The organism is Mycoplasmopsis hyopharyngis (assembly GCF_045276885.1).
GTDB classification, from domain to species: domain Bacteria; phylum Bacillota_I; class Bacilli_A; order Mycoplasmatales; family Metamycoplasmataceae; genus Mycoplasmopsis; species Mycoplasmopsis hyopharyngis.
The window spans coordinates 116,823-138,253 of sequence record NZ_CP174164.1; the positions used below are offsets into that span (position 1 = coordinate 116,823).

Annotated in this window: 17 protein-coding genes; 16 read left to right on the forward strand and 1 reads right to left on the reverse strand. The window is 24.2% G+C overall.

Going from position 1 to position 21,431, the window contains the following annotated elements; translation table 4 throughout:
- Positions 1-4: 4 nt before the first annotated feature.
- The 10 genes from ACJA25_RS00470 to ACJA25_RS00515 all read left to right on the forward strand — a co-directional run bounded on the left by ACJA25_RS00470 (position 5) and on the right by ACJA25_RS00515 (position 10,125).
- A complete protein-coding gene (locus tag ACJA25_RS00470; protein WP_406615667.1) occupies positions 5-358 on the forward strand; it encodes a hypothetical protein in 354 nt (117 codons plus the stop codon).
- Positions 359-411: 53 nt separating this feature from the next.
- Positions 412-1,188 carry a hypothetical protein gene (locus ACJA25_RS00475; protein WP_406615669.1) on the forward strand — a complete coding sequence of 259 codons (777 nt, stop codon included), beginning with the start codon at positions 412-414 and terminating at the stop codon, positions 1,186-1,188.
- Positions 1,167-2,312 (forward strand): htpn, encoded by a 1,146-nt coding sequence (locus ACJA25_RS00480; protein ID WP_406615671.1) that lies wholly within the window; start codon positions 1,167-1,169, stop codon positions 2,310-2,312. Before ACJA25_RS00475 ends, ACJA25_RS00480 begins: the two co-directional genes overlap by 22 nt.
- The gene (locus ACJA25_RS00485; protein WP_406615673.1) at positions 2,293-3,366 is read left to right on the forward strand and encodes a hypothetical protein; all 1,074 of its coding nucleotides are present in this window, start codon (positions 2,293-2,295) and stop codon (positions 3,364-3,366) included. The genes ACJA25_RS00480 and ACJA25_RS00485 overlap by 20 nt, the downstream gene beginning before the upstream one ends.
- 4 nt (positions 3,367-3,370) lie before the next feature.
- On the forward strand, positions 3,371-4,423 hold the full coding sequence (locus tag ACJA25_RS00490; protein WP_406615675.1) for a hypothetical protein: 1,053 nt from the start codon (positions 3,371-3,373) through the stop codon (positions 4,421-4,423).
- Positions 4,424-4,470: 47 nt separating this feature from the next.
- Positions 4,471-5,004, forward strand: a complete 534-nt coding sequence (locus tag ACJA25_RS00495) for a hypothetical protein (RefSeq protein ID WP_406615677.1) — start codon at positions 4,471-4,473, stop codon at positions 5,002-5,004.
- 17 nt (positions 5,005-5,021) lie between these two features.
- On the forward strand, positions 5,022-5,909 hold the full coding sequence (locus ACJA25_RS00500) for a hypothetical protein (RefSeq protein ID WP_406615679.1): 888 nt from the start codon (positions 5,022-5,024) through the stop codon (positions 5,907-5,909).
- Positions 5,909-7,330 carry a hypothetical protein gene (locus ACJA25_RS00505; protein WP_406615681.1) on the forward strand — a complete coding sequence of 474 codons (1,422 nt, stop codon included), beginning with the start codon at positions 5,909-5,911 and terminating at the stop codon, positions 7,328-7,330. Before ACJA25_RS00500 ends, ACJA25_RS00505 begins: the two co-directional genes overlap by 1 nt.
- Positions 7,315-9,450, forward strand: a complete 2,136-nt coding sequence (locus ACJA25_RS00510; protein WP_406615683.1) for a hypothetical protein — start codon at positions 7,315-7,317, stop codon at positions 9,448-9,450. The genes ACJA25_RS00505 and ACJA25_RS00510 overlap by 16 nt, the downstream gene beginning before the upstream one ends.
- A 168-nt stretch (positions 9,451-9,618) precedes the next feature.
- On the forward strand, positions 9,619-10,125 hold the full coding sequence (locus tag ACJA25_RS00515) for a hypothetical protein (RefSeq protein ID WP_406615685.1): 507 nt from the start codon (positions 9,619-9,621) through the stop codon (positions 10,123-10,125).
- Positions 10,126-10,212: 87 nt separating this feature from the next.
- Here the strand turns inward: ACJA25_RS00515 and ACJA25_RS00520 are convergent, their stop codons facing one another.
- Entirely contained in the window at positions 10,213-10,644 is a 432-nt protein-coding gene (locus ACJA25_RS00520; RefSeq protein WP_406615687.1) for a hypothetical protein, read from the reverse strand.
- Positions 10,645-10,956: 312 nt separating this feature from the next.
- On the opposite strand from ACJA25_RS00520, the gene ACJA25_RS00525 reads away from it, so the two are divergent.
- From ACJA25_RS00525 to ACJA25_RS00550, 6 genes are all read left to right on the forward strand, one after another.
- Complete coding sequence (locus ACJA25_RS00525; RefSeq protein ID WP_406615689.1) at positions 10,957-11,985, forward strand: tyrosine-type recombinase/integrase; 1,029 nt, start codon at positions 10,957-10,959, stop codon at positions 11,983-11,985.
- Between the two features lie 34 nt (positions 11,986-12,019).
- Positions 12,020-12,505, forward strand: coding sequence for a hypothetical protein (locus ACJA25_RS00530; protein ID WP_406615691.1), 486 nt, complete (start codon positions 12,020-12,022; stop codon positions 12,503-12,505).
- A 263-nt stretch (positions 12,506-12,768) separates the two neighbouring features.
- Positions 12,769-16,389, forward strand: coding sequence for an AAA domain-containing protein (locus tag ACJA25_RS00535; RefSeq protein WP_406615693.1), 3,621 nt, complete (start codon positions 12,769-12,771; stop codon positions 16,387-16,389).
- On the forward strand, positions 16,370-18,445 hold the full coding sequence (locus tag ACJA25_RS00540; RefSeq protein ID WP_406615695.1) for a hypothetical protein: 2,076 nt from the start codon (positions 16,370-16,372) through the stop codon (positions 18,443-18,445). Before ACJA25_RS00535 ends, ACJA25_RS00540 begins: the two co-directional genes overlap by 20 nt.
- Before the next feature lie 6 nt (positions 18,446-18,451).
- A complete protein-coding gene (locus tag ACJA25_RS00545; protein ID WP_406615697.1) occupies positions 18,452-19,438 on the forward strand; it encodes a hypothetical protein in 987 nt (328 codons plus the stop codon).
- Positions 19,439-19,443: 5 nt separating this feature from the next.
- A complete protein-coding gene (locus ACJA25_RS00550) occupies positions 19,444-21,363 on the forward strand; it encodes an AAA family ATPase (protein ID WP_406615699.1) in 1,920 nt (639 codons plus the stop codon).
- The last annotated feature ends 68 nt before the right edge of the window (positions 21,364-21,431 follow it).

Below are 21,431 nucleotides of genomic sequence, written 5' to 3' on the forward strand. Positions count from 1 at the left end.
AAAAATGACAGTAGAAGAATACTTTAAAAAAAACAATTTAAACCAAGAAGATTTTAACGCTGAACAAATGCAACAAATTCGTCAAGGTCTAAAAGAAGGTCTTGACATATCTAAATACACCAACCCAAAATTCAATTATTCCCAAATGCGCGAAATTCGTTGAGGTCTCAAACAAGGTCTCGACGTGTCAAAATATGCTAAATCCAAATTCAATTGACAACAAATGTCTGAAATTCGTTGAGGTCTTGAAGCAGGTTTAGATGTGTCTTGATATGCAAAATCAAAATTTAATTGATTAATAATGTTTTTAATTCGCGCAGGTCTTAAAAGCATAAATAAGGAGAAAAAATGAGAATAAATCAATATTTTCGGCAAAACAATCTCAATGAACAAAATTTTAATGTAACTCAAATGTGACTCATTCGCGCAGGTCTTAAAAATAATCTTGACGTGTCTTGATTTGCTGACCCAAAATATGATTCACTCCAAATGTGAGAAATTTTTGTGGGTTTATCTAACAATATTAATGTCTCTTGATATGCTGACCCAAAATATGATGCGAGTCAAATGTTCCAAATTCGTGTGGGTCTTGAAGTAGGTTTAGATATATCACAATATTGTAATTCCAAATACACAGCAGACCAAATGTTGCAAATTCGTCTAGGTCTTCGAGAAGGACTTGACGTGTCTTGATATGCTGACCCTGAATATGACTGAGGTCAAATGGACGAAATTCGAAAAGGTCTTAAGCAAAAGTTAGATATCTCAAAATATACTAATAAAGAATTTGATTGACATCAAATGCGTGAAATTCGTTTAGGTCTCAAACAAGGTCTCGACGTGTCTTGATATGCTAAACCTAAATTCTCAGCAAACCAAATGGAACAAATTCGAAAGGGTCTTAAAAATAATCTTGACGTGTCTTGATATGCAGTTCCTAAATTCAATCCCAAACAAATGGACGAAATTCGTCTAGGTCTCCAAGAAGGACTTGACGTGTCTTGATATGCTGACCCTGAATATGACTGATACCAAATGTTCCAAATTCGTCAAGGTCTAAAAGAAGGTCTTGACATATCTAAATACATCAACCCAAAATTCAATTATTCCCAAATGCGCGAAATTCGTTTGGTTTTAAATGGTTATATAAAAGAAGAGGAAATTAAATGACAACGCAGGAAGCTATAGAAAAATTCAAATTAAATTTTTCTAATGAAAAAATTAAACTTAAAAAAGAAAAAATAAACTCAAAAGATCAATTTTTAAAATACGGAATACAATCAACAATTCAAACCTTATGAAGTAATTTTCCAAAGATTGAAGCAAACAATCAAAAAGAAACTAATTTTTTAATATCATCTGATAAATTATTAACTTTACAAAAGTTAGAAGCAAATTTATATGAAAAGGGAATTGCAGCATTAAGAAATAATTGATTAGTTGCTGATGTATTAGATTTCATAGAAATAAATGGAAAATTAAAATTTTTGAAAACAAGATTAGAATTTAATTCACCTAAAACTCCCATTTATATTTTTGAAACATTTGAATATAAAAATGATGTTTTAACTTTTGATTATTCGGTCATTAAATCTGACAAAGTGTCAGATCAAGAAGCTAAAGAAATTCTATTCAATTATTATGAATATAAGCCAACCAAATATATTGATATTCCATATCAAATTTTTTACAACAATACATTAAAGCAACCCGATTTAAATTTAGTTAATGGTGAATTCTTTAAGTTATTAGATAAAGATATTGAGGTTTTGATTAAAGATTCTTATTTATCAGCACCCTGAATATTTGCTATTGATAACAATGGAATCAAAAAGCAAATACAAGAAGGTCTGGAAGATTTAGAAAAAAGATTTATTGGAATATCTCCACAATTACAAATGTATGAGTTTGACCCATTAAGAATATTACAATCTAATTCACAATCACAAATTGTTATTCAAAAGATTGAAAAAAATATTAGTTGAATAAAAAAATTTGCTTTTCTAAAACAAGATTCAAATGATTTTGGTACTAAGAATATGCATAATGTAGAAGCGCAAGCATTAAATTCCGATTTTGAAGATTATATAGAGTCAAAAGCAAACTTAAGAGAATTGCAATTTAAAGAATTTTTAAATCAATTTTACCCAGATTTAAATGTTCAAAAGGTTTTAATATATGGTTCCACCGAATGACTAATTACAGAAGCTAAAAAATATGCAGTTAATTTAGATGGAAGCGTTATTAATCAAAACCAATTAATGCAATCAGAAAGCAACCAAGAGGAAGATAATGGAAATAACGAAAATTAATGAAGTTGTAGATAAATCAGTATTACAAACCTTTTACATAAAAGTTGTTCCTATATATGAATTATGCACTATTCCTGGTTCTATCAATATTATTGATTTTGATTTATCTAAATTAGAAAAAACCCAGGGAATGATTAGTGATTTATCATATAATCAAACCCCATTAAGTGAAGAAATAGATTCAGATGCTAAATATTCAATTATTTTTAATCAAAAAATAGATCTATCAAATAAGATGTTGATTTTAAAAAATGCAACTACTGAAAATGAATATTATATTGTCGAAAGTATTAATACCACTTATTCGCCAGAAAAACTAAATGAAGTTGTTAATGTTGCTGTTTGTCAAAAATTAGAGGACTATATCAATACAAAAAAATATATGGTATTTCCAAATATTATCAACGAAACAACAGAAAAGCTAGATATTGAAATTACTGAAAACTTTTTATTTCAAAAAGCATTAATTGAAGAACCTAACAAAATACAAAAAGAGCTAATTATAGATAAAAATATGTTGCCTATGTTAGTTAACCCTATTGAAGTAAATGAAGAAACTAATAAGGTTTTTATGACTTATTTATCAAAGTTTAGCAACATTGATGTAAGAGATATAAATATAGATTTAAATTATGCTATTTATTCTAAAAACCAATTAGACGAAAGATTTAAAGATTTTTTTAAAAAGATTTATGAAATATATGAAAATCAAAATTTAATATTGTCTAATTTCGCTAATAAATCAAAAGAAGAAGTTGAAAAATTTAAACAAGAAGTATATAACGGAACAAACGCTGAAGAGTACGTAAATAATGAAATAAGCTTATTAAGAAATCAAAGCAAATTTAATAAAGAACAAATAGACTTTTTAGTACTAATGTGTTCTGGTTTTCTAAAATCTATATTTTGTGTTTCTGGTGGTTTTTCTGTTTTGCATAAATATGTTCTACCTTTTTATTTTGAAATGGAAGGACAAACAATTTATTTGAAGAGTAATTTTTACGAATTAACTGGTATAGAAACAGTAAAGAAAGAATTAAAACCAAAGGAATAAAAATATGAAAATAGATACAACAAAAGATCTAATTTTTGATGATAAGTTAATTGATGAAAATGGTTATGACCCTGAAAAATATAATTTTTGATATATTCCAGTAATTGATTATTCACCAGCAAAAAAATTAAAAAATACACATGCGGTTTATTATCCTGATTTACCAATCAATTTAAAAGAGGTGAATATAGATTTAGATTATTCAAAAATAACTACTGACTTTTTGAGATATAAATTAAATTTAATATTGCCTAATAAAGTTAATTCTCCATATGCTTTGTTGTATGGAAACAAAAATTCAATTGATGAAAATGGACAAATAATAAAACCACAAAATAAACAAAAAGTATTTTTAGATCCATCAGAGTTTGAATTGAATAAAAAATATGATAATGATTTTTTAAATAATTATGTAAAAAACAAATATGGTAATGAATGAAAAGTAAGTTCAAAACCAAAAGTATATAAATGCATTGTTCCTATGGATGTGCCTTATTGAGGTCAGGGGTCAGGGATTGCTTCAGAACATTACATAAGTGTTAATAATAATGTTCCTCTTAATTTTCAAAAATGAATTCAATATGATAAACAAGCAAATTGAAAACAAGTTAATGAAGAATTTAAAAATGAATTTAAAGCAGTAGTAAAAGATCTAAATTGAAATCGGGGGAATGCACAAATAGCATTTGCTTGAATCTCAACATTTTTAATTTCACCATCTTTTGCTATATCTACAACATTAGCTCATTATTATCATGAAGTAGAAATTTCAACAATTGAGTTTTGAATAAAAAAAGAAGAAACTTCAATTATTTCTGATTATCCAGAAATTACTAAACAACTATTTAAAAATAATTTTATTTTAGATAATTCAAGTTGACAAGATGTTTCAAAATCTATTGGAGATATTGAACCATTTAAATTCACATTAAAACCATTTGAAAAATTAATCATAAAAGGTTTGTTTTTACCAAAAACAATTGAAATAAATAAAGTTATTTTTCCAATACCTTACATTAAGAATTTAACCCAATTACATATTAAATATATTAAATAAATTAAAAAGGAACTGCTGCCTTTAAAGACGGAAGAAAGTGAGTAAAAATGAATTTACTTAAAAAATTGTCTGAATTATTTGAATTAGAAGAAGCAGAAGTTTTAAAAAAATTAAATCTAAAAGAAGACGCTTCAACTAAAGATTTTAAGGAAGCACTAGGTGTTTATGGACTTTTCCTAGATAAACCAGAATTGGAAACATATATAAAAAGTAAAGTCCAAAACAAAATAAGTGAAGTAGAAAAACTAAATGAAGAATTAGAAAATAAAAATAAAACTTTACTTGATTTTGAAAAGGTTAATAAAGAATTAGAAACAAAATTTTCTAAATTAAGCGCGGAAATAAAAAATAATTTAGAAAAAGAATGAACTAATTTAAAACTACCTAAAACTGATTTAGAAGATATAAAGATTGAAGATTTAGATTTTTTAAATTTAAAGTCTGAAGTATTAAAAATTGCTAAATCAAAAAATATAACTCCTGAGATTGTTCAGCCTAAAAAAATAGATAGCATAGAAACATTAGAAAGCAATTTAAGTGGAACACAATCATACGATTTAGGAGCAAGACGAATTAAATAAAAAGGAGAAAAACTAAAATGGAATTTAAACAATATTTAACAGCTTTATTTGCTAATCAAAAGGAAGGAGAAGCATTTTCATTAGACCAAAAAACTAGAAATGAAATAAATAGCTATATAGTTCAATATTCATTAATCGGAACATTAGGAACCAATTTATCACTAGGAAGTGTTTCAGAAGCATCAGCAACTTTTATTAAAAATATAGGACAAACTTGAAATGAAAAGAAAAACCCAGGTCCTGGCGAATTTGAAAAAGGTAATTATACAAAAATTAGTTTTAATTGAAATACTCCGCAATATCAATCATTAGCATTCACACACGCAGATACTTTATTAGGAGTACCAGCAGCTGCAACAATTAAAATTGAAAAAGCATCAGCAGATTTTAATGACAATTTTGAAACTCATTGTTGATCTGAATTAGAAAAGAAAGTAAAAACAACTGATACAAATAAACAAGTAAAAGATTTATTAAGTGATTCAATTTCTGATAAAGATGTTAGAAAAGCAGTAGTTGCATTAGGAACAGCACTAACAAAACATAAAGATGATAAAGAAGGAATTAATGGAATTAAAAAATCAGACATTATAATTCATGTTAAACCCGAAGTGTTAGACAGATTAAGTGAAGCAGGTTTAGTTGGTAATTATGCTGAACAAATGTTTGTAGGTGGTCAGTATTCAATCGCGACAGTTGGAGGTTATACAGTTATAGCAAACAAGTATTTAAATGACATTGATGCAATTGCTTGCACTAATTTTACAGTTGCTTCAATGATTAACGTTAATGCTGCCAATTATGAAAGATTAGCACCTACAAATGATTATGGTATGTATTATGAAGCAATGTCATTATTTGGAATAGCATACCCTACATGTTTTAGAAGCATTTTTAATAAATAATGCTTTATTATAGTGGTAAGAGTAAAAATGCTTATCAAGTAATAAAAGCAGAACAAAAAAAGAAATTTCAAGAATTTTCATTAAAAAAAACTTGATGGTGAAAATGAGTTAGATTAATATTACAAACTGCAATCTCTATTGCTAACGCAATAATTGCAAAATTTATAGATACAGCTATTCCTGGTTTAGGTACAGCATTAGAGTTTATTGTGGATACTTTAGTAGATTTAATTTTTAACTTAATTGAAAATGAAGGAAAAATAGATTGACTAGATTTTGGAATTACAGTAGGTTTTAATAGTGTTGGTACAATAGCAAAAGGGTTTAAATTATTTAAAGCAGCACGTTCACACAATAAAGTTTTATCATTAGCAGATAATATTATTGATAATAATGTAAAGTTTAAAAAACAATTTAAAACAAATGCTAAAACATTAGCTACTTTTGGAACTGAAGAATTAGTAGAAAGCGCAAATTCAAATTACAAAGCAGTTAAAGAAACAACAGAAAAAATTTTAAAAACTTTAAATAAATCACAAGGTATTTTTAAACAAACTGCAACGCAATCAAAAAAGGTATTTGATAGTACAAATAAATTTTTAAATAAAACAACAAAAGTTTTTACTAAAATCAGAACTTTTGTTTCTTTGCTAATATCACCAAGATTTGCTGCTAAAAAAGCTATTGATTTCGCAATTAAAAAACCCAGAAAAAAGATTGTTAAAGCATTCAATAAATTTGCGAGTGAGAAAGTAAAAAAAGTATTTTTCGCAGGCAAAAAAACATTAAAAGAATCGTTAAAAAGAATTCCTTTAAATTCATCTTGATTGGATTCAATTACGATTTTACAAAGTGATAGTGTTTGAGATTTAAAAAGTGTTAATGCTGTTATCAGGTTTAAAAAATACACAAAAAAGAAACCTGTCATTTTATGACAAAAAGATTCGAAGTTAATAATGGAATTTTTAACAACCAATTCACCTGGTAAGCATTATTTAAGATATTTTGCTTGAGGTTGGGACATAGGAAAGATTTTAAGGAGATTTAATGGGTTTATCGCTTTATCAACTATTCCTTTGTTTTCTAATCTTATAAGTACAATAGCAAGCAGCTACAGGACAATAAATGCAATACATGAATCGATTAAAAAAGACAAATGACTTTGAAGCCAAGATAAAGATACATTAATTCAAGAATTTAAAAAGGGTGCTAAAGAAGGGTTACTAAAAGGGTGAAACTTTAAATACATTAGACCGATTGAAAGCTTTACAAGAAGCATTATAGAAAATAAACCTATGTACGCTATAAAAAGCACAACAAAAGCAATCAAAAAAGGGATGTTTTACAAATCATTTTCAAACACTATCAAAAATTATAGTTATTCAAAACCAAAAGGAATAAAAAAATGAAAGAAGAAATAAATAAATTAAATTTTAATATTCAGGAGTTTAAAAGTAATTATTGATATTCTAAAAAAATAGAAATACCACAATTTATTAAAAATATTCAACCAGATATTACAGAAGAAGAATTATTTAATAAATTATTATTTAATGTTTTTGAAACTTGTAATTTATTTATAAATCAAAAAATGACACAATTTTTAGAGTTAGACATTACAATAGAACAAATTACTGATATTTTAGGAAAACAAAGAGTTAAAAATTTTATTAGCTCAGTTTATACAGAAATCAAGTATAGACTAGCAAATGAAAAATTTCCTGAATTTTCACAAAGAGATAAGTTAATCACTTCAAATTTTTCACTAGCATCAGCAGGAAGAGAATTTAATAATTTTCAAAGTCTATTATCTGCTGAAGCAATTGCTTACTTAACATATCCGAGTTGAGAAGAATTAAAAATTAATATAAAAGAAGATTATTTAAATATTGTTTCAGTTATTGAAAAATTAGATATTTTTGATAAAAAAATTGAAAAATTATTAAATGATAATTTTGAATCAGATGAAAATCTTAAATTATCTTTTTCTAAATTTAAATCAGAACAAGAATTAAAAAATAATTCTATCAGTGAAAGAATTAATGATTTAAATAACAAAAAAGAAGATAACTTAAAAGAGGTTATTAAAAAATTTCTTTCTAATTATGTAAACAATGAAAATGAGTTAGGTTCTAGTGAAGAAACAAATAAGGGACTTCGAATATGTTTTGATCCCGAATCACGTGATTTTGGAATTTTTGCGAAAACAGAAAAAGACGGGGAAAGTTTTATTTCTATTTTAGGTGCAGAAGGTTTAGGGTTTATTGATTCTAATGGAATTCATTCACTTCAAGGAATAGATATTAAAAATATTAAAGAAGGGTTAGAGGAAATTAAAGAACTATCTAAAAACAAATTAACTCCTGAACATTTATTAATGTTAAATAAATTTGTTGAAACAGGAATAATTTCAGGTGAATCAAAAAATAATGAAAGTTATTTAGAAATTCAATTCACAAAAAAAGGAGACCAAGACGCTTATTTATATACTTCAAATAATAATGAAACAACAAAAATTGAACCTGGTTTAATCGAAATTGTTGAAGCTAATAATCAAGAAGAATTAGCACTAACAACTGATTATATAAAAATTAAGAAAAGAGACATTGGTGAGCAATCTTTAACATTTGAAGGAATAAAAAATGTAAATAACTTTTTTTCTTCTGCTTTAAATGTTTTTCCTGATAACGAAGGAGTATATTCGTTCAATAATGGTTTTTTATATAAAGGAAATAATGGTGTTGAAAATTCAACTATTTTTTTAGGAAGAGATTACAATGATATTTCTGATATTTTTGTTGGAGATGTACATAAAAATAATTTAGATGAGTTTTTTTCTGATCAAAATACAATTGGAGTTATTTCAAGTATTAAAAAATTAAAAGAAGAATTAAAAGAAACAAAAACTCTTATTGAAAATAATTCTAATAAAGATACCGAAACTATTGCAAGATTAACTAATTTGGCTTCAGAATTAACCGCAATTACTTCTAATAACAATTCTATTAAAAATGAATTTAATTCAATTAAAAGCAGGTTTAATGAGTATTCTTCAGAGATACAATGAGTTAAAAATAAACTACAATCTACACAATTACAAAAAAAAGAATTTTTACAACACTTATTAGATAGATTTGGGCTCGAACAAGTGGAATTTGTAAATATAGAAGAAAAAACAATTCAAGAAGTTGAACAAATTAAAGAAAATTTTGAACAATCAAATCAAGCATTAATTTTATATAAAGGTTCAGAAGATAATTTAGATTATCATTCACATGCCATTGAAAAATTAGAACTTGGAATATATGGTTATGAAGAAAGTTCGGAACTTGAACCTATTTGTTTCATAGACGCTTCATTTACCCAAAATGAAGGTGGTTATTTTTACAGAGAAACAAACTATTTCGATATTGAGCCAGATCGAAACGGAAAAGCTATTTTTGCTTCTAAAATTAAACTTGGGGTCGTATCAGCAAACGGTTCAGAAACGCTTATTCTTGACAAAGCAAAATTGACTAAATTAAAAAATTTATTAAACTAATGAAAACACTAATCTTTATTAACACTCTTATCATAATTTTTCTTTTATTAACATTAATTCTAGTCATAATAGGAATAAACTTTCCCGATTCCAACATTAGTAAATTACTTATTAAAATATTAGGACAAATCAAAATAATCAAAAACACATAAATAAAAAGGAGACAAAATGAAAATCGAATTTATTAAAGAATTATTTATTATCTTAACCCCGTTTATTGTTACTCTTGGAGGGGTGATTTCAGCTCTTTTTGTCAAGATTTATAATGCAAAACATAATTTTATAAATCTTAAACAAGAAATGGAAAAATTAGAGCAAGCAACAAAAGAAAGACAAGTTAAACATGCTGAAGAATTAGCTAAACGAGATATTGTTATTGAAGACTTAAAACAACAATTATCACAAGCTTTGAAAACTATTGAATTGCTTAAAACAAAAGTTGAAACAAAATCAGGAACTCCTTATATTGAAAAACTTGAAAACAATAATGAAGAATATAAGGCATTTTTAAGTAAAGCTCAAACAATCATTAAAGAAAAAGATTTAGAGATTGAAAGACTTAAAAACAGCATTAAAAGCTTTTCTATCGAAATAGAGCAAATAAAGAAATCTATTCAAAACCAAAAGGAACAAGAAAAGCAAAATAGTGAAACTGTTAAAGCAACAATTTACTAAAATATTATAAAAACCACCTATAAACAACAAAACAAAATCGTTGTTCATAGGTGTTTTTTATTAGAAAAAACATTAATTTTTGAACTTTTAATGAAAAGCAGCATATTTTATATTTTCATCTGTATTTAATTTTATTCAATTTTTATAAGATTTGTATAGTCTTATTAGAAACGCAAAACCTACCAAAACAAAACCAAATGGTCATATTATAGGGAATATCAGATAGAAATTGGTAAAGAGTTTATTATAATCGCATTTTATAACAAACATTACATAAATTGCTATTCATAAACCAAATAATAAAGGAATCAGCGGAATTAAAAATATTGTTATTAAATTCACTTTTAATATACATACACTAAGAAGCACAGGCAAAATTATTAAAGAAACAATAGAATAAATTAAAAATATTTTCATTCATTTAATTCTATACTTTCAATTTTTTAATCCTTCATCTCTTGCTTTTATTCATTGTTTATAATTTTCTTGTTGTTTAGCTTCTTTCTCTTTTTTCGTCATACTAAAATTATATTTTATTTTCATTATGTTATAATTTTATTGCTAAAAAAGAAAAGCATTAATCTACCTCGCCTAACTTTCATTAGCAGCTTTTAATAAAATAAACATTCACCAAAAGAAGAAAAAAAGAAAAAGAAGAGGTAGAGTCTAATAATCTATCACTTTTTTTATTTTTTAGCATAAATGGAGAAATTAATAAAAAAAGAGCAATTTCTCCATCTTATTACCTCGCGAGAAATTGCATAATTATTATACTAAAAAATTTTATTTTGTTTGATAATTTGTAATTTCCCCAATCAATAAGGAGATAAAATGAAAAATATAGAACAACTTCAAATTTTTTATGAACAATTTGAGCATTTAATCAAAACTAATAACAGAAGCTTAAAAACATTAGAAACGTATAAACAAATATTGAAAAGATTAGAAAATTGAGAAACAACAAATGAATTATTAAACCAAATTAATTTTATTTTAGATAATTCAAATTTAAGTCAAAATTCTCTTTTTTGTTATAGAGCAGTTTTTAAGGTATTTTGTGAATGGTTTTCAAAAAGAAACCGAATTTTTATTCCTTTTAGTGAAAAAGTAAATAAATACAAAATCGAAAGAGGAACAAGAAGACCGTATTCCAAAGAAGAATTAGATATATTATTTGCTGAATTGAAAAACTTTAATAATTATAAATTTGAATTAATTTTTAAAATAATGTTAACTACCGGGATAAGAGTTTCTGAATGAGAATTTATAAATTGAGATAAGTTGAAAGAAAACAATTTTGAAATAATTATTAAAACAGCTAAAAATAATAACCCAAGACCTTTTAAAATAATTTGTTCTGATAATGAAGAATTTTCAAAAATAAAAATAGCAATTGAAAAAGGTATAAAACTTAATTGAACTGCTAAAACTATTAAAAACAAATTTAACTTATTTAAAAACTTTGTAATGAAAAAGCATCCAGATTTTAAAGCTAAAATATCAGCACATATTCTAAGACATACATTTGTTACTATTTCGAGCGAAAATTCTACGATTGAAGAAATAGCTAAAGTGTTAGGACATGTTAATTCAAATGTTACAGCTTCAACATATTTAAAATTTAATTCACAATTAGCTAATAGAAAATTAACGAAAATGCAAAACACCTTAACAACTTTTGTAAATGATGAAATTATTAAATCTGATGAAGATTTGAAAATTGAAAATCAAGCTTTAAAAATTGAGTTAAAAATTTTAAGAGAACAATTAAAAGCAGCAAATGAAAATATTAAAAATTCATCTAAATTTGGATACTTTTTTAAACCTGATGAATTAGAAGAAAATTTACCTTTAAAATAGCATTAGCTATTTTTTTTATTTACAATTTAGTTATATGAAAATACCAAATTGAAAAGAATTGAAGATAAATATTAAAGAAATTTTATGAAATAATGATTTTAAGACTTTTGAAGATTTTAAAAACGCTTATAGTGGTGCTTTTTGCGCAAAATTAGGCCATTATTTGAATAAGGTGGGACAACATACCAAAAATAATTTTTCTTTCGTTTATAATGTGGTTTTTTACTATGGCTATATAAATCAAAAAAGAGAAAAAGATTTATTAAATTTATTAACTAAAAATGATTATTCTGTAAAAGTTTCATCAATGTTGCTTGATGCTATTGTAGGTGTTGATTTAATTGCAGCTAAAAACAATAAAACTTATGTTATACAAGTTAAACCAAATAATAAATTTACAAATGTTAAACACATTAAAACATATGCTAATAATAAAAATTACGAAGTTGTTTTTGCTTATAAAAATCAACAAAAGTGAATATTTATTGATGCAAATAAGCAAAATATTGCCCTTTTTTAAATTTGTGTTATCATTTAAATAGAAGATTATAAAGTCTTTGGTTAAAATTATCACCAGGGACTATATAAGAGGACTTTATTTGGGACTTAATATATATATATATATATTACAATATATTAAACAATAAAAGATCAATTGACTTAGATTACAATGTTGATCTAGGTGTTATAAAAACAGTTTCAAATAACTTTGAAAAAGATTTAAGTATTAAGAAAATAATTCTAAAACAATTAAAAAGATACTTCGATGTATCAGAAAAAAATGTGGAGGAAAAATTAGTTCAAATATTGTTAGAATTTGAAAAATTAGATTCTCATATAATAATTTTTAATCAAATAATAAGAAACGAAACAATTTTTAATTTTTTTAGAAATTTAAAATCAGAAAAAAGAATATTAAAAAACATTTCAATAGTAGGAAAAAGAAGAGACAATAGTTTATTTTTTGATACTGGTAAAAATACAGTTTCATTATTTTTTGATTTAACCTTTTCTAGAATTTTTGAATGAAAATTGACTAGAATAGAATTTTTTGACACGAATATTGAAACATTTGAAAGTGTAGGATATCCATTAAATGGCGTTTCTTTTATCGATAGAGATGAACTAACAAATATTCAAAATTTTATTAATAATGAAAATCATTATAGATCTTGCGTTACAAAGCAAGAATTAGATCGCGAAGAAATAAAATTAGGAATATTTGAAACATTTTTTGGGTCTATTGATTTGGAAAGGAAAAACAAAGAAAAAGATATCTTCATTATAAACAATGCTTTACCTGGTGATGAAAACATTTTCAAAGAAGAAATAAAAGATATTGATGAAGATAACAAAGAAGAATATGTTGTTCCAAAAAACCACAAGCTAATTTTGGTTTGCTCTAAAACAGACAACGTTAAAAAGAATTTAAAAGTTTCAAAAATGGGTAATGATGAAAACTTATTTAAAAATTGAGAATTTAAAATACATAATACCCCAATGAATGAAGAAGATTTTATTAAAGAAATAGAAGATTTTTTAATAAAAAATCAGATTCAAATAAATAACAAAGAAAAAGAAAACACTAAAATTAACCAAGAGATTACTAAATTAAATTTTGACTTACAAGATATAAAAAATTTAAACAAAAAACATCAAGAAGAATTTGATTCTTGATCTAAAACAAAGTTTGAATGAGAAGAAAAAGAATCTATACTAAAAGAATATATAGAAATTAATAAAAAGCTTAAAAAGAAAAACAACAAAGATTTAAACAAAAGATTATCAAATATTGAGAATGAATATAATCAAATAATTTCAGAATTACAAAGTAAAACTGAAGAAAACACAAATCAAACAATTGATTATAAAAAGGTCTTGGAATCTATATTTGAAGAGATAAATAATAATATAGACAATAAACGAAAAATAATTTTAGAAAACAACAACAAAAGTTCTGATATTAAGCAAATATTAGAAAAAAAGAGTAGACTTTTTGAAAATAAGCAAAAAGAAATTTTTGAATTACAAGAACAACATAAAAAATATGAAAATTTAAAGAAAACAAAGAAAGAGTTTTTTACAGAAAAAACAAAGTCAAAATTTTGCTTTTACAAAATTGAAAATAATATTAAGTCTAGTGTAAATAAACACAATCAAAACAATAATGTATCTTTATCTATTAGACCTTTTGAAGAGAATTTTGAATACCTAAATGCAAGTATCAATAATCCAGGTTTAATAACAAAAATGAAAAGATATAAATATTCAATTATTAATTCAATAAATGGTTATGTTAGAAATCCATTTATGCTTTCATCATTGTTTAGACCTCATTTTTTGAAAAATAATATTCAATTAGAAGAAACAATAAAATCAAAATGAGACTTAAATGAAAGACAAATTGAAAGTGTAAAAGGAATGATTTCAACAAATGATACCTTTTATTTACAAGGGCCTCCAGGAACAGGAAAAACACAAACAATATGTGCTACTATGCAACATTATGTTGAAAAAGATTCAAACGTATTGATCACTTCTTCAACACATGAAGCTATAAATAATTGTTTAGAAAGATTTGATGAAAAAAATAATGACAATCCGAACATTATAATTTACAAAAAATCTAAAACAACAGAAACAGAAGATGAAGAAAGAAATAAGTTTAGTACAAAAAATCTATATAAAAACTTTTTGGCCAAAATAGAAAATAAGATTAAACAGTCAAATGCTAATTCCGATAAATTTCTTGAATACAAAATAAAAATAAAAAAATTGACACAAAACACTAATAAACACTATATTCCAATCAAGTTGTGGTATAGCATATATACTCCAGATTTGTTTGACAAAAATACATTAGTAATTGACTTAAATAAAAAAATAGATAGTTTATTTAAAAATACTAGGTATGAAGAATTTTCAGAAAACTTTTACTATGCTGAACACATATTTGAAAGAGAAAATTCAATTCAAATTACTTTTGATGAAAAAGAGATTATTGAATTTATAAGAAAAGTATCGCAAAATTATAAAATTATGTTTTTTGATTTTAAAGAAATACTAAAGTTTTTAGAACAAAATACTAAACCTAATGAAAATTCTAAAATTATTGAATTATTAAAAATATACAAAGAAAATAAAAAACCAACAGACCCTATTATTGAATCAAAAGCAAGAGAATCATTTAATAAATTTATAGATGAAAATGATCTTATTAATGTTCTAGGCTTTACCACTTCTTCTGATACAAAATTAAATATTTCAAATCAAGACACAAATAGAGATATATGATTTGATTACCCTATCGATACCATAATTATGGATGAAGTTTCTAAATCATCAACTCCAGAAATTTTATCAAGAATAAACATTTCGCATAAATTTATAATGTGTGGAGATTATAAACAATTACCACCTGTTACTGATTTTAAAGATGATGAGTCATTTTTAGAAGAGATATTTGAAAATGATGACGAACAAAAAATTAGTATAGAATGGGGGGTGAATACATCGAAAGAATTCGTTGACAAAGTAAATGAATTATTTATTACTCCATTTTTCAAAAATCAAATATCAAAAATTAAGAAAATTAATGTTACTAGAAATAAAAACTTTAATTTTCTTAATCAACAATATAGATTTAATTCAACCATTCAAGGTTTAGTAAATCTATTTTACAAAGGCGAAGAAGAGCTAAAAACAATACGTAAAGATAATGAATTTGAAAACTACAAATTTTTAAATGATGACAAAAATAAAATTTTTTATATTGACACTTCTTGTTTAGCAAATTCTTATTGTAACCTAATAGGAAAAGCAGAATCCGATTCGTTCGATCAAAAAGAAGTTTTGTGTATAAAAGAATTTGAAAAATATAAAGAACCTCTAGATTCACTATTTAATCAATACAATGCTTATATAGATATAAAAATAGTTAAAATGCTTGTCGAAAAAAATTCGCCTGAATCTTTGAAAGACAAAATTGGAATTATTTGTTTAACTGTTTCTCAAAGAAAAATTGTTAAATTTTTACTAGAAGAATCTGAATTGAAAAAATTAAATATAAAGGTTAATACTATCGATAACTTCCAAGGACGAGAAAAAGAAATAATAATAGTAGATTTTGTTAGAGCCAAAAATAGGTTTGTAAAAAATAACAAAATTGAAAAGCTTGATAAACGTAATTTAGACTTTTTAGTTGAAGAAGAAAGAATAAATGTAGCAGCTTCAAGAACAAAGAATATGTTATTTCTTGTGGGAGCATTTGATTACTATCATCAAATTGAATCGACATTTAAGAGAAGAAGATTACTAATCGAATATATTTTGTGAGGAGAAAACCAAAGACCTAACACTAAATGACTAGAAGGAAAAACAATTTATGATGAAAAAGAATTTTAAATTACCCTTACCGTTTCAAAAAACTCATATTAAATATATAGAATCATCCGAAACCGAATTAGAAGAACTCGATTTGTTATTTTTGCTAGCACTATACAAAAATAAAGATAATTTAGAAGAAAAATTAATTGAAACAATTAGAAAAGAATTAGGTCTAAACAAAAAATTTAATGAATTCATTATTGAAAAAATCAAGAATCTAGTTAATGAAGAATATTTTAAAATTACAGATGCAAGTGATGATGACTGTTCAAAATTGTTCATAGGTAATGTGAAATTGCATGAGCTAATTTTGAATAAATTTGATAATAATAATCCAACAGGAATCAAAAAGGAACAAAAACAAAAAGAAATTATTTTTATTAAATCATTTATTGATGAAATATTAGATTCCAATAACAAAGAAAAAGATATTTTTATTGAAAATGCTAAAAATCAAATAACAAAAGATGAAATAAGAAAAAATTTTCCACTAAATCCTAATGAAAAAATTTTGCTTGATTACAAAGGCGAAATTATTGCGAATTTTTTAGAAAAAAACAAAGATTTATTTTTTTCAGAAATTTTAGCATCAGATTTTTGTTTATTAGATGACAAAGAAATAGAATTTGAATTTAGAGCAGTTGATCAAAAAACTATTGAAATATTGTCTAAAAACAAAGTTGAAAATGCCATTTTAGAAAAAATAGAAAAAGAGAAAAAATTTGATTATTTAAAAAGATATATAGCAGAAAAATCTTTTAATGAATTTGACGATAGTTTATTTAAAAATGTAACTAAACTAAAAAATAAACAGATTGAAGAAATAGACAAAATCCTAGTTTTATATGAAAAGTATGATGAAGCAACACAACAAATTGAGTTGTCACAAAAAATAGAGAAACTAGAAAGCAAAAATTTATTTTATTGAAATGAAAAAATTTACGAAATTTGTCAAATTAATATAGATTTAAAAACAATAGGTAATTATCTAATTTCTAGTGATATACCATTATTCTACGCAAGAGAACTATCTACAATTGAAAGAGAAAAGATTTATCAAGAAATAGTAGAAAAAACCGTAAATGATATTTTATCCAATGAAACTAATGAATATGATGATATTCAAGAATTAAATGATTTAGTAATTGAAAATAGAATAATAAATAAGCTATATGAAAAAGTAAAAGAGCAAAAGCTAGCGCAATTTTTAAAAATACTAGATTTTCTATTGGAACACAACAAATATAATTCGGACAAATTTTTCCAAAATACAAATTATGAATTTTTTATAAGCAATATAAATTCATATCAAATAAATGAATATACAGAATTATGAGATTTATATAAAAACATAATTGAAGATCAATTTGACAATGAAAAAATTAAAAAATATGTTTTTGAGAAAATTGAAGATTTTGAAAAAAATTCACCTAAGTGTTTTGAATGAATAATTAAAAAATACAACATCAACCCAGAGTTTGAAGAAAATTATCATTTTATTAAAAACACAAACCTATATAAAAAATTCAAAAACATAGAACAAGACATAAAAGATGATATTAATTTGATAGAAAAAATTGATGGTGATGAAGAAAATATTGATCTAGATAGCTTTGATAAAAAAATAAGCGATTATTCAATAGACATTGGAAAAAATTTAATGGGATTTGAAATAAGCAAATTTAATCAAATGAAAAAAAGTCTCGAAACATTAAAAAACAAAAATGTTAGTTGACTAGCTGAGTTATATAAAAAAACAATTAATACTAGTTGAGAAGAAATTGAAGCAAATATGGTTAAAATGTTTGGAAAAATAAAAGACAAAAATTTTTATGAAAAATATATAGAAAAAATCTTGGAAATTACAAAAGAAAAGGAACATCGAAAACCATTACTTGAGCTTAAGAAAATAAGAAATGAATGAACACATGAGAGCATTATGAAAAAACAACAATTTTGTTTATTTGATCTCAAAAAAGCACAAGACAATTATCGAGAATTAAATTACTTAGTTAAAAAATGCAAAGATATTATTGAGGAATGCAAAAACAAAAAAGCAAATATGAAAGGATAAAAAATAATGAGTCATCAAGTTACTGTAAGCGTCAGTTTATCAAAATATGATAAAGAAGAAATATCTCTAATTTGTCAAGAAGCAATTCAAAAAATTGAAGCTATTAATAATTTAAATAATGAAGGTGTTAAAAAATTTTTAATAGGTGAAATTAAACGGTTAAAAGAAATTGAAAAAAACAAAGATTTAAGTTTTTCAACAACTCAAGGAAATGAAAAAAACGCTATAGAAAATTTTAAAGATCAATTGATTAAAAATGTTTCAAACTTACTATCTAGCATAACAAATGAAAAAATATATAGCTCTTTTGAATATTCTGAAAGAAATGAATTAAATATAAGTAGTTGGATTAACAATTATGGTAATTTATTCATTAAAGCAGTTGAAGTACTAAAAAACGAAGGAAAGAATTTAACCGATGAAAATATATCAAAAATCATTGATAAAATAGTTACACAAAATGCTGATGAAGAGTTTAAAAATAAAGCAACAATTACAACAATCAATGATATTGAAACAAAATTTAGCCAAAGTAAAAAAATTAAATTCTTCTTTAAGAATAATTTAAACAAACTTAATAATTACCAAGAATTAAATGAATTTAACATTTATTTAAATTCTAAAGAATACACATATAAAAAAATGTTGCACTTAGAGAAGATTGTTGCAACAGGTTTAAAAGAAGCAAGATCATATTTTTTACAAGGCGAAATAGAAAGAGATGTTGATCAATTTGGTAATTTTTTCTTTATTTATCATTTTAAAAATAAAGCGAATGAAACATTTAATTTAAGGATAGATGAAAATCTCATAATAACCTATAAAATAGGTGATTACAAAGATCATTGTTGTGAACAAACAAGTTCAAAATTATGAGAATATTTGAAAGAACATGAAGTAAATATACTTTCAACAAAAATAATAAGAAGTTTTACAAATCAAAAACCTCTATACAAAAGTATTTCAAAAATTAAAGAAAAGGTAGCAAATTAATTATTATGTCATTTATAGATTCGATTAATAAACAATTGAAAATTAAACTCAACGCAAAAAACATTTTAATTTTTAAAGGGAATACCCAAGATTTTGTTTTTCCCAAAATTTTTGATATTGATTTTAATGAAGATTTAGATAGCACGATACCTGAACATTCTTATCAAAATTTTTCAGAATATTTAATAATGTTTTTAAGTTCGCAAAAATATAAAAATATTCTCTATTATTCTCCTTCATTTACAAACGCTGAAATTGAAGACGGTAAAATAAAAATCAAAGATAGCGAAGAAGAACAAGACGAATTTAATAACAATCCAGAAATTTCTATTGGTGATTTCATTGGAAAAATATCTGCTAGATTAGAAACTCATATTAAAGAACCAAGGAGCATCAGTAATATAAAAGAAGCTTACATTATTGATATGTCTGAATTTATATTTAGTGAGAAAAATCAAGAAACAACTTTTAATCAAATTGCTCGTTTGATTGGATTATTAACAAATTTTTATAATCAATCACCATTAAACTTTCTAGATTCGAAAATTAAACTTATTTTTATAACGAAAAATAGCGAATTATTCTCATCCATTATTTTTAAAAATAATGAAGAAGTTCAATATATAAATGTTCCTAAACCAAGTAAAGATGAAAGAAAAAAATTCTTTCAATATATGAAACCTCTAATAAAAAGAGCTATTCCTGATTTTACAGAAGATTCAGAAATATTTAATCAAGCAATTTCTATTACTGATTCTTTATCTTTTAGAGAAATATTGCAATACATAAAAGTGTTACAAAAAAACAATATAAATCAAGAAGATGAAAAAAATAAAATTAAAGATTTTAAAAGCTTAAGTAGATTAATTAACTTTGATAAAAAAGAATCAGAATGAGAAAATATTGAATATAAAAGCATTGCTGCATTGGAAGAAAAATTTAAATCAAGAGTTTTAGGACAAGATGAAGCAATATCTGCTATTAAAAACACTTTAATAAGATCTTTTGTAGGTTTACAAGGTGTAGTTCAATCTGGTGATTTAGTAAATAAACCAAGAGGAATATTATTTTTAGCAGGCCCAACAGGGGTTGGTAAAACAGAAATTGTTAAAACTTTTAGTGAATTTATTTTTGGTAGTGAAAGCAAAATCATTAGATTTGATATGTCAGAATATAACCATGAAGAATCAGATCAAAAATTAATTGGTTCTGCTCCAGGATATGTCGGTTATGAAGCCGGCGGGCAATTGACCAACGCTGTATTAGAAAAACCTTTTTCAATTCTATTGTTTGATGAAATTGAAAAAGCAAACGGAAAAATTTTAGATAAATTTTTACAAATTTTAGAAGATGGTAGATTGACTTCATCAAAAGGTGAATTAGTTAATTTTTCTGAAACCTTCATAATCTTTACTTCTAATATTGGTGCTGATGCAAAGCTAGACACAAAAGACAAGCAAGCAATAAGAGAACATTACAAAAAATCAGTTATTGATTACTTTAATATAAAACTAAATAGACCTGAAATTTTAAATAGAATTGGAATTAAAAACATAGTTCCTTTCAATCCTATAACCAAAGATGACAAAGCAATATGTGAAAGTATTATTACTAACAAAATAAGCAAAATCATAAAAGTGTTAAAAGAAAAAAGATATTCTATTGTTGCTAAAGATGAAAAACAAAATAAAAATGTATCAGATTTTATCATTAGCAAATTCAATAGTGTTTTAGGAGGAAGAGGATTAGTTATGTTATTGGAAACATATTTTGTTGATCCACTTTCAAATTTCATTTTTGAAAATTATTTACAAATTAAAAAAGAACTAGACAAAGATGCTGATTCAATTATTAACATTAAATTTGCATTAAAAGAACAAGATATAGAGAACAGCAAAAGAATTGTTTTTGAACTAGTTAAATAAATTAGCAATAAACATACTTTTCATTTCTGACTTAAAATAACAAAAAGTGCCATTTTCCCCTTGTTTAA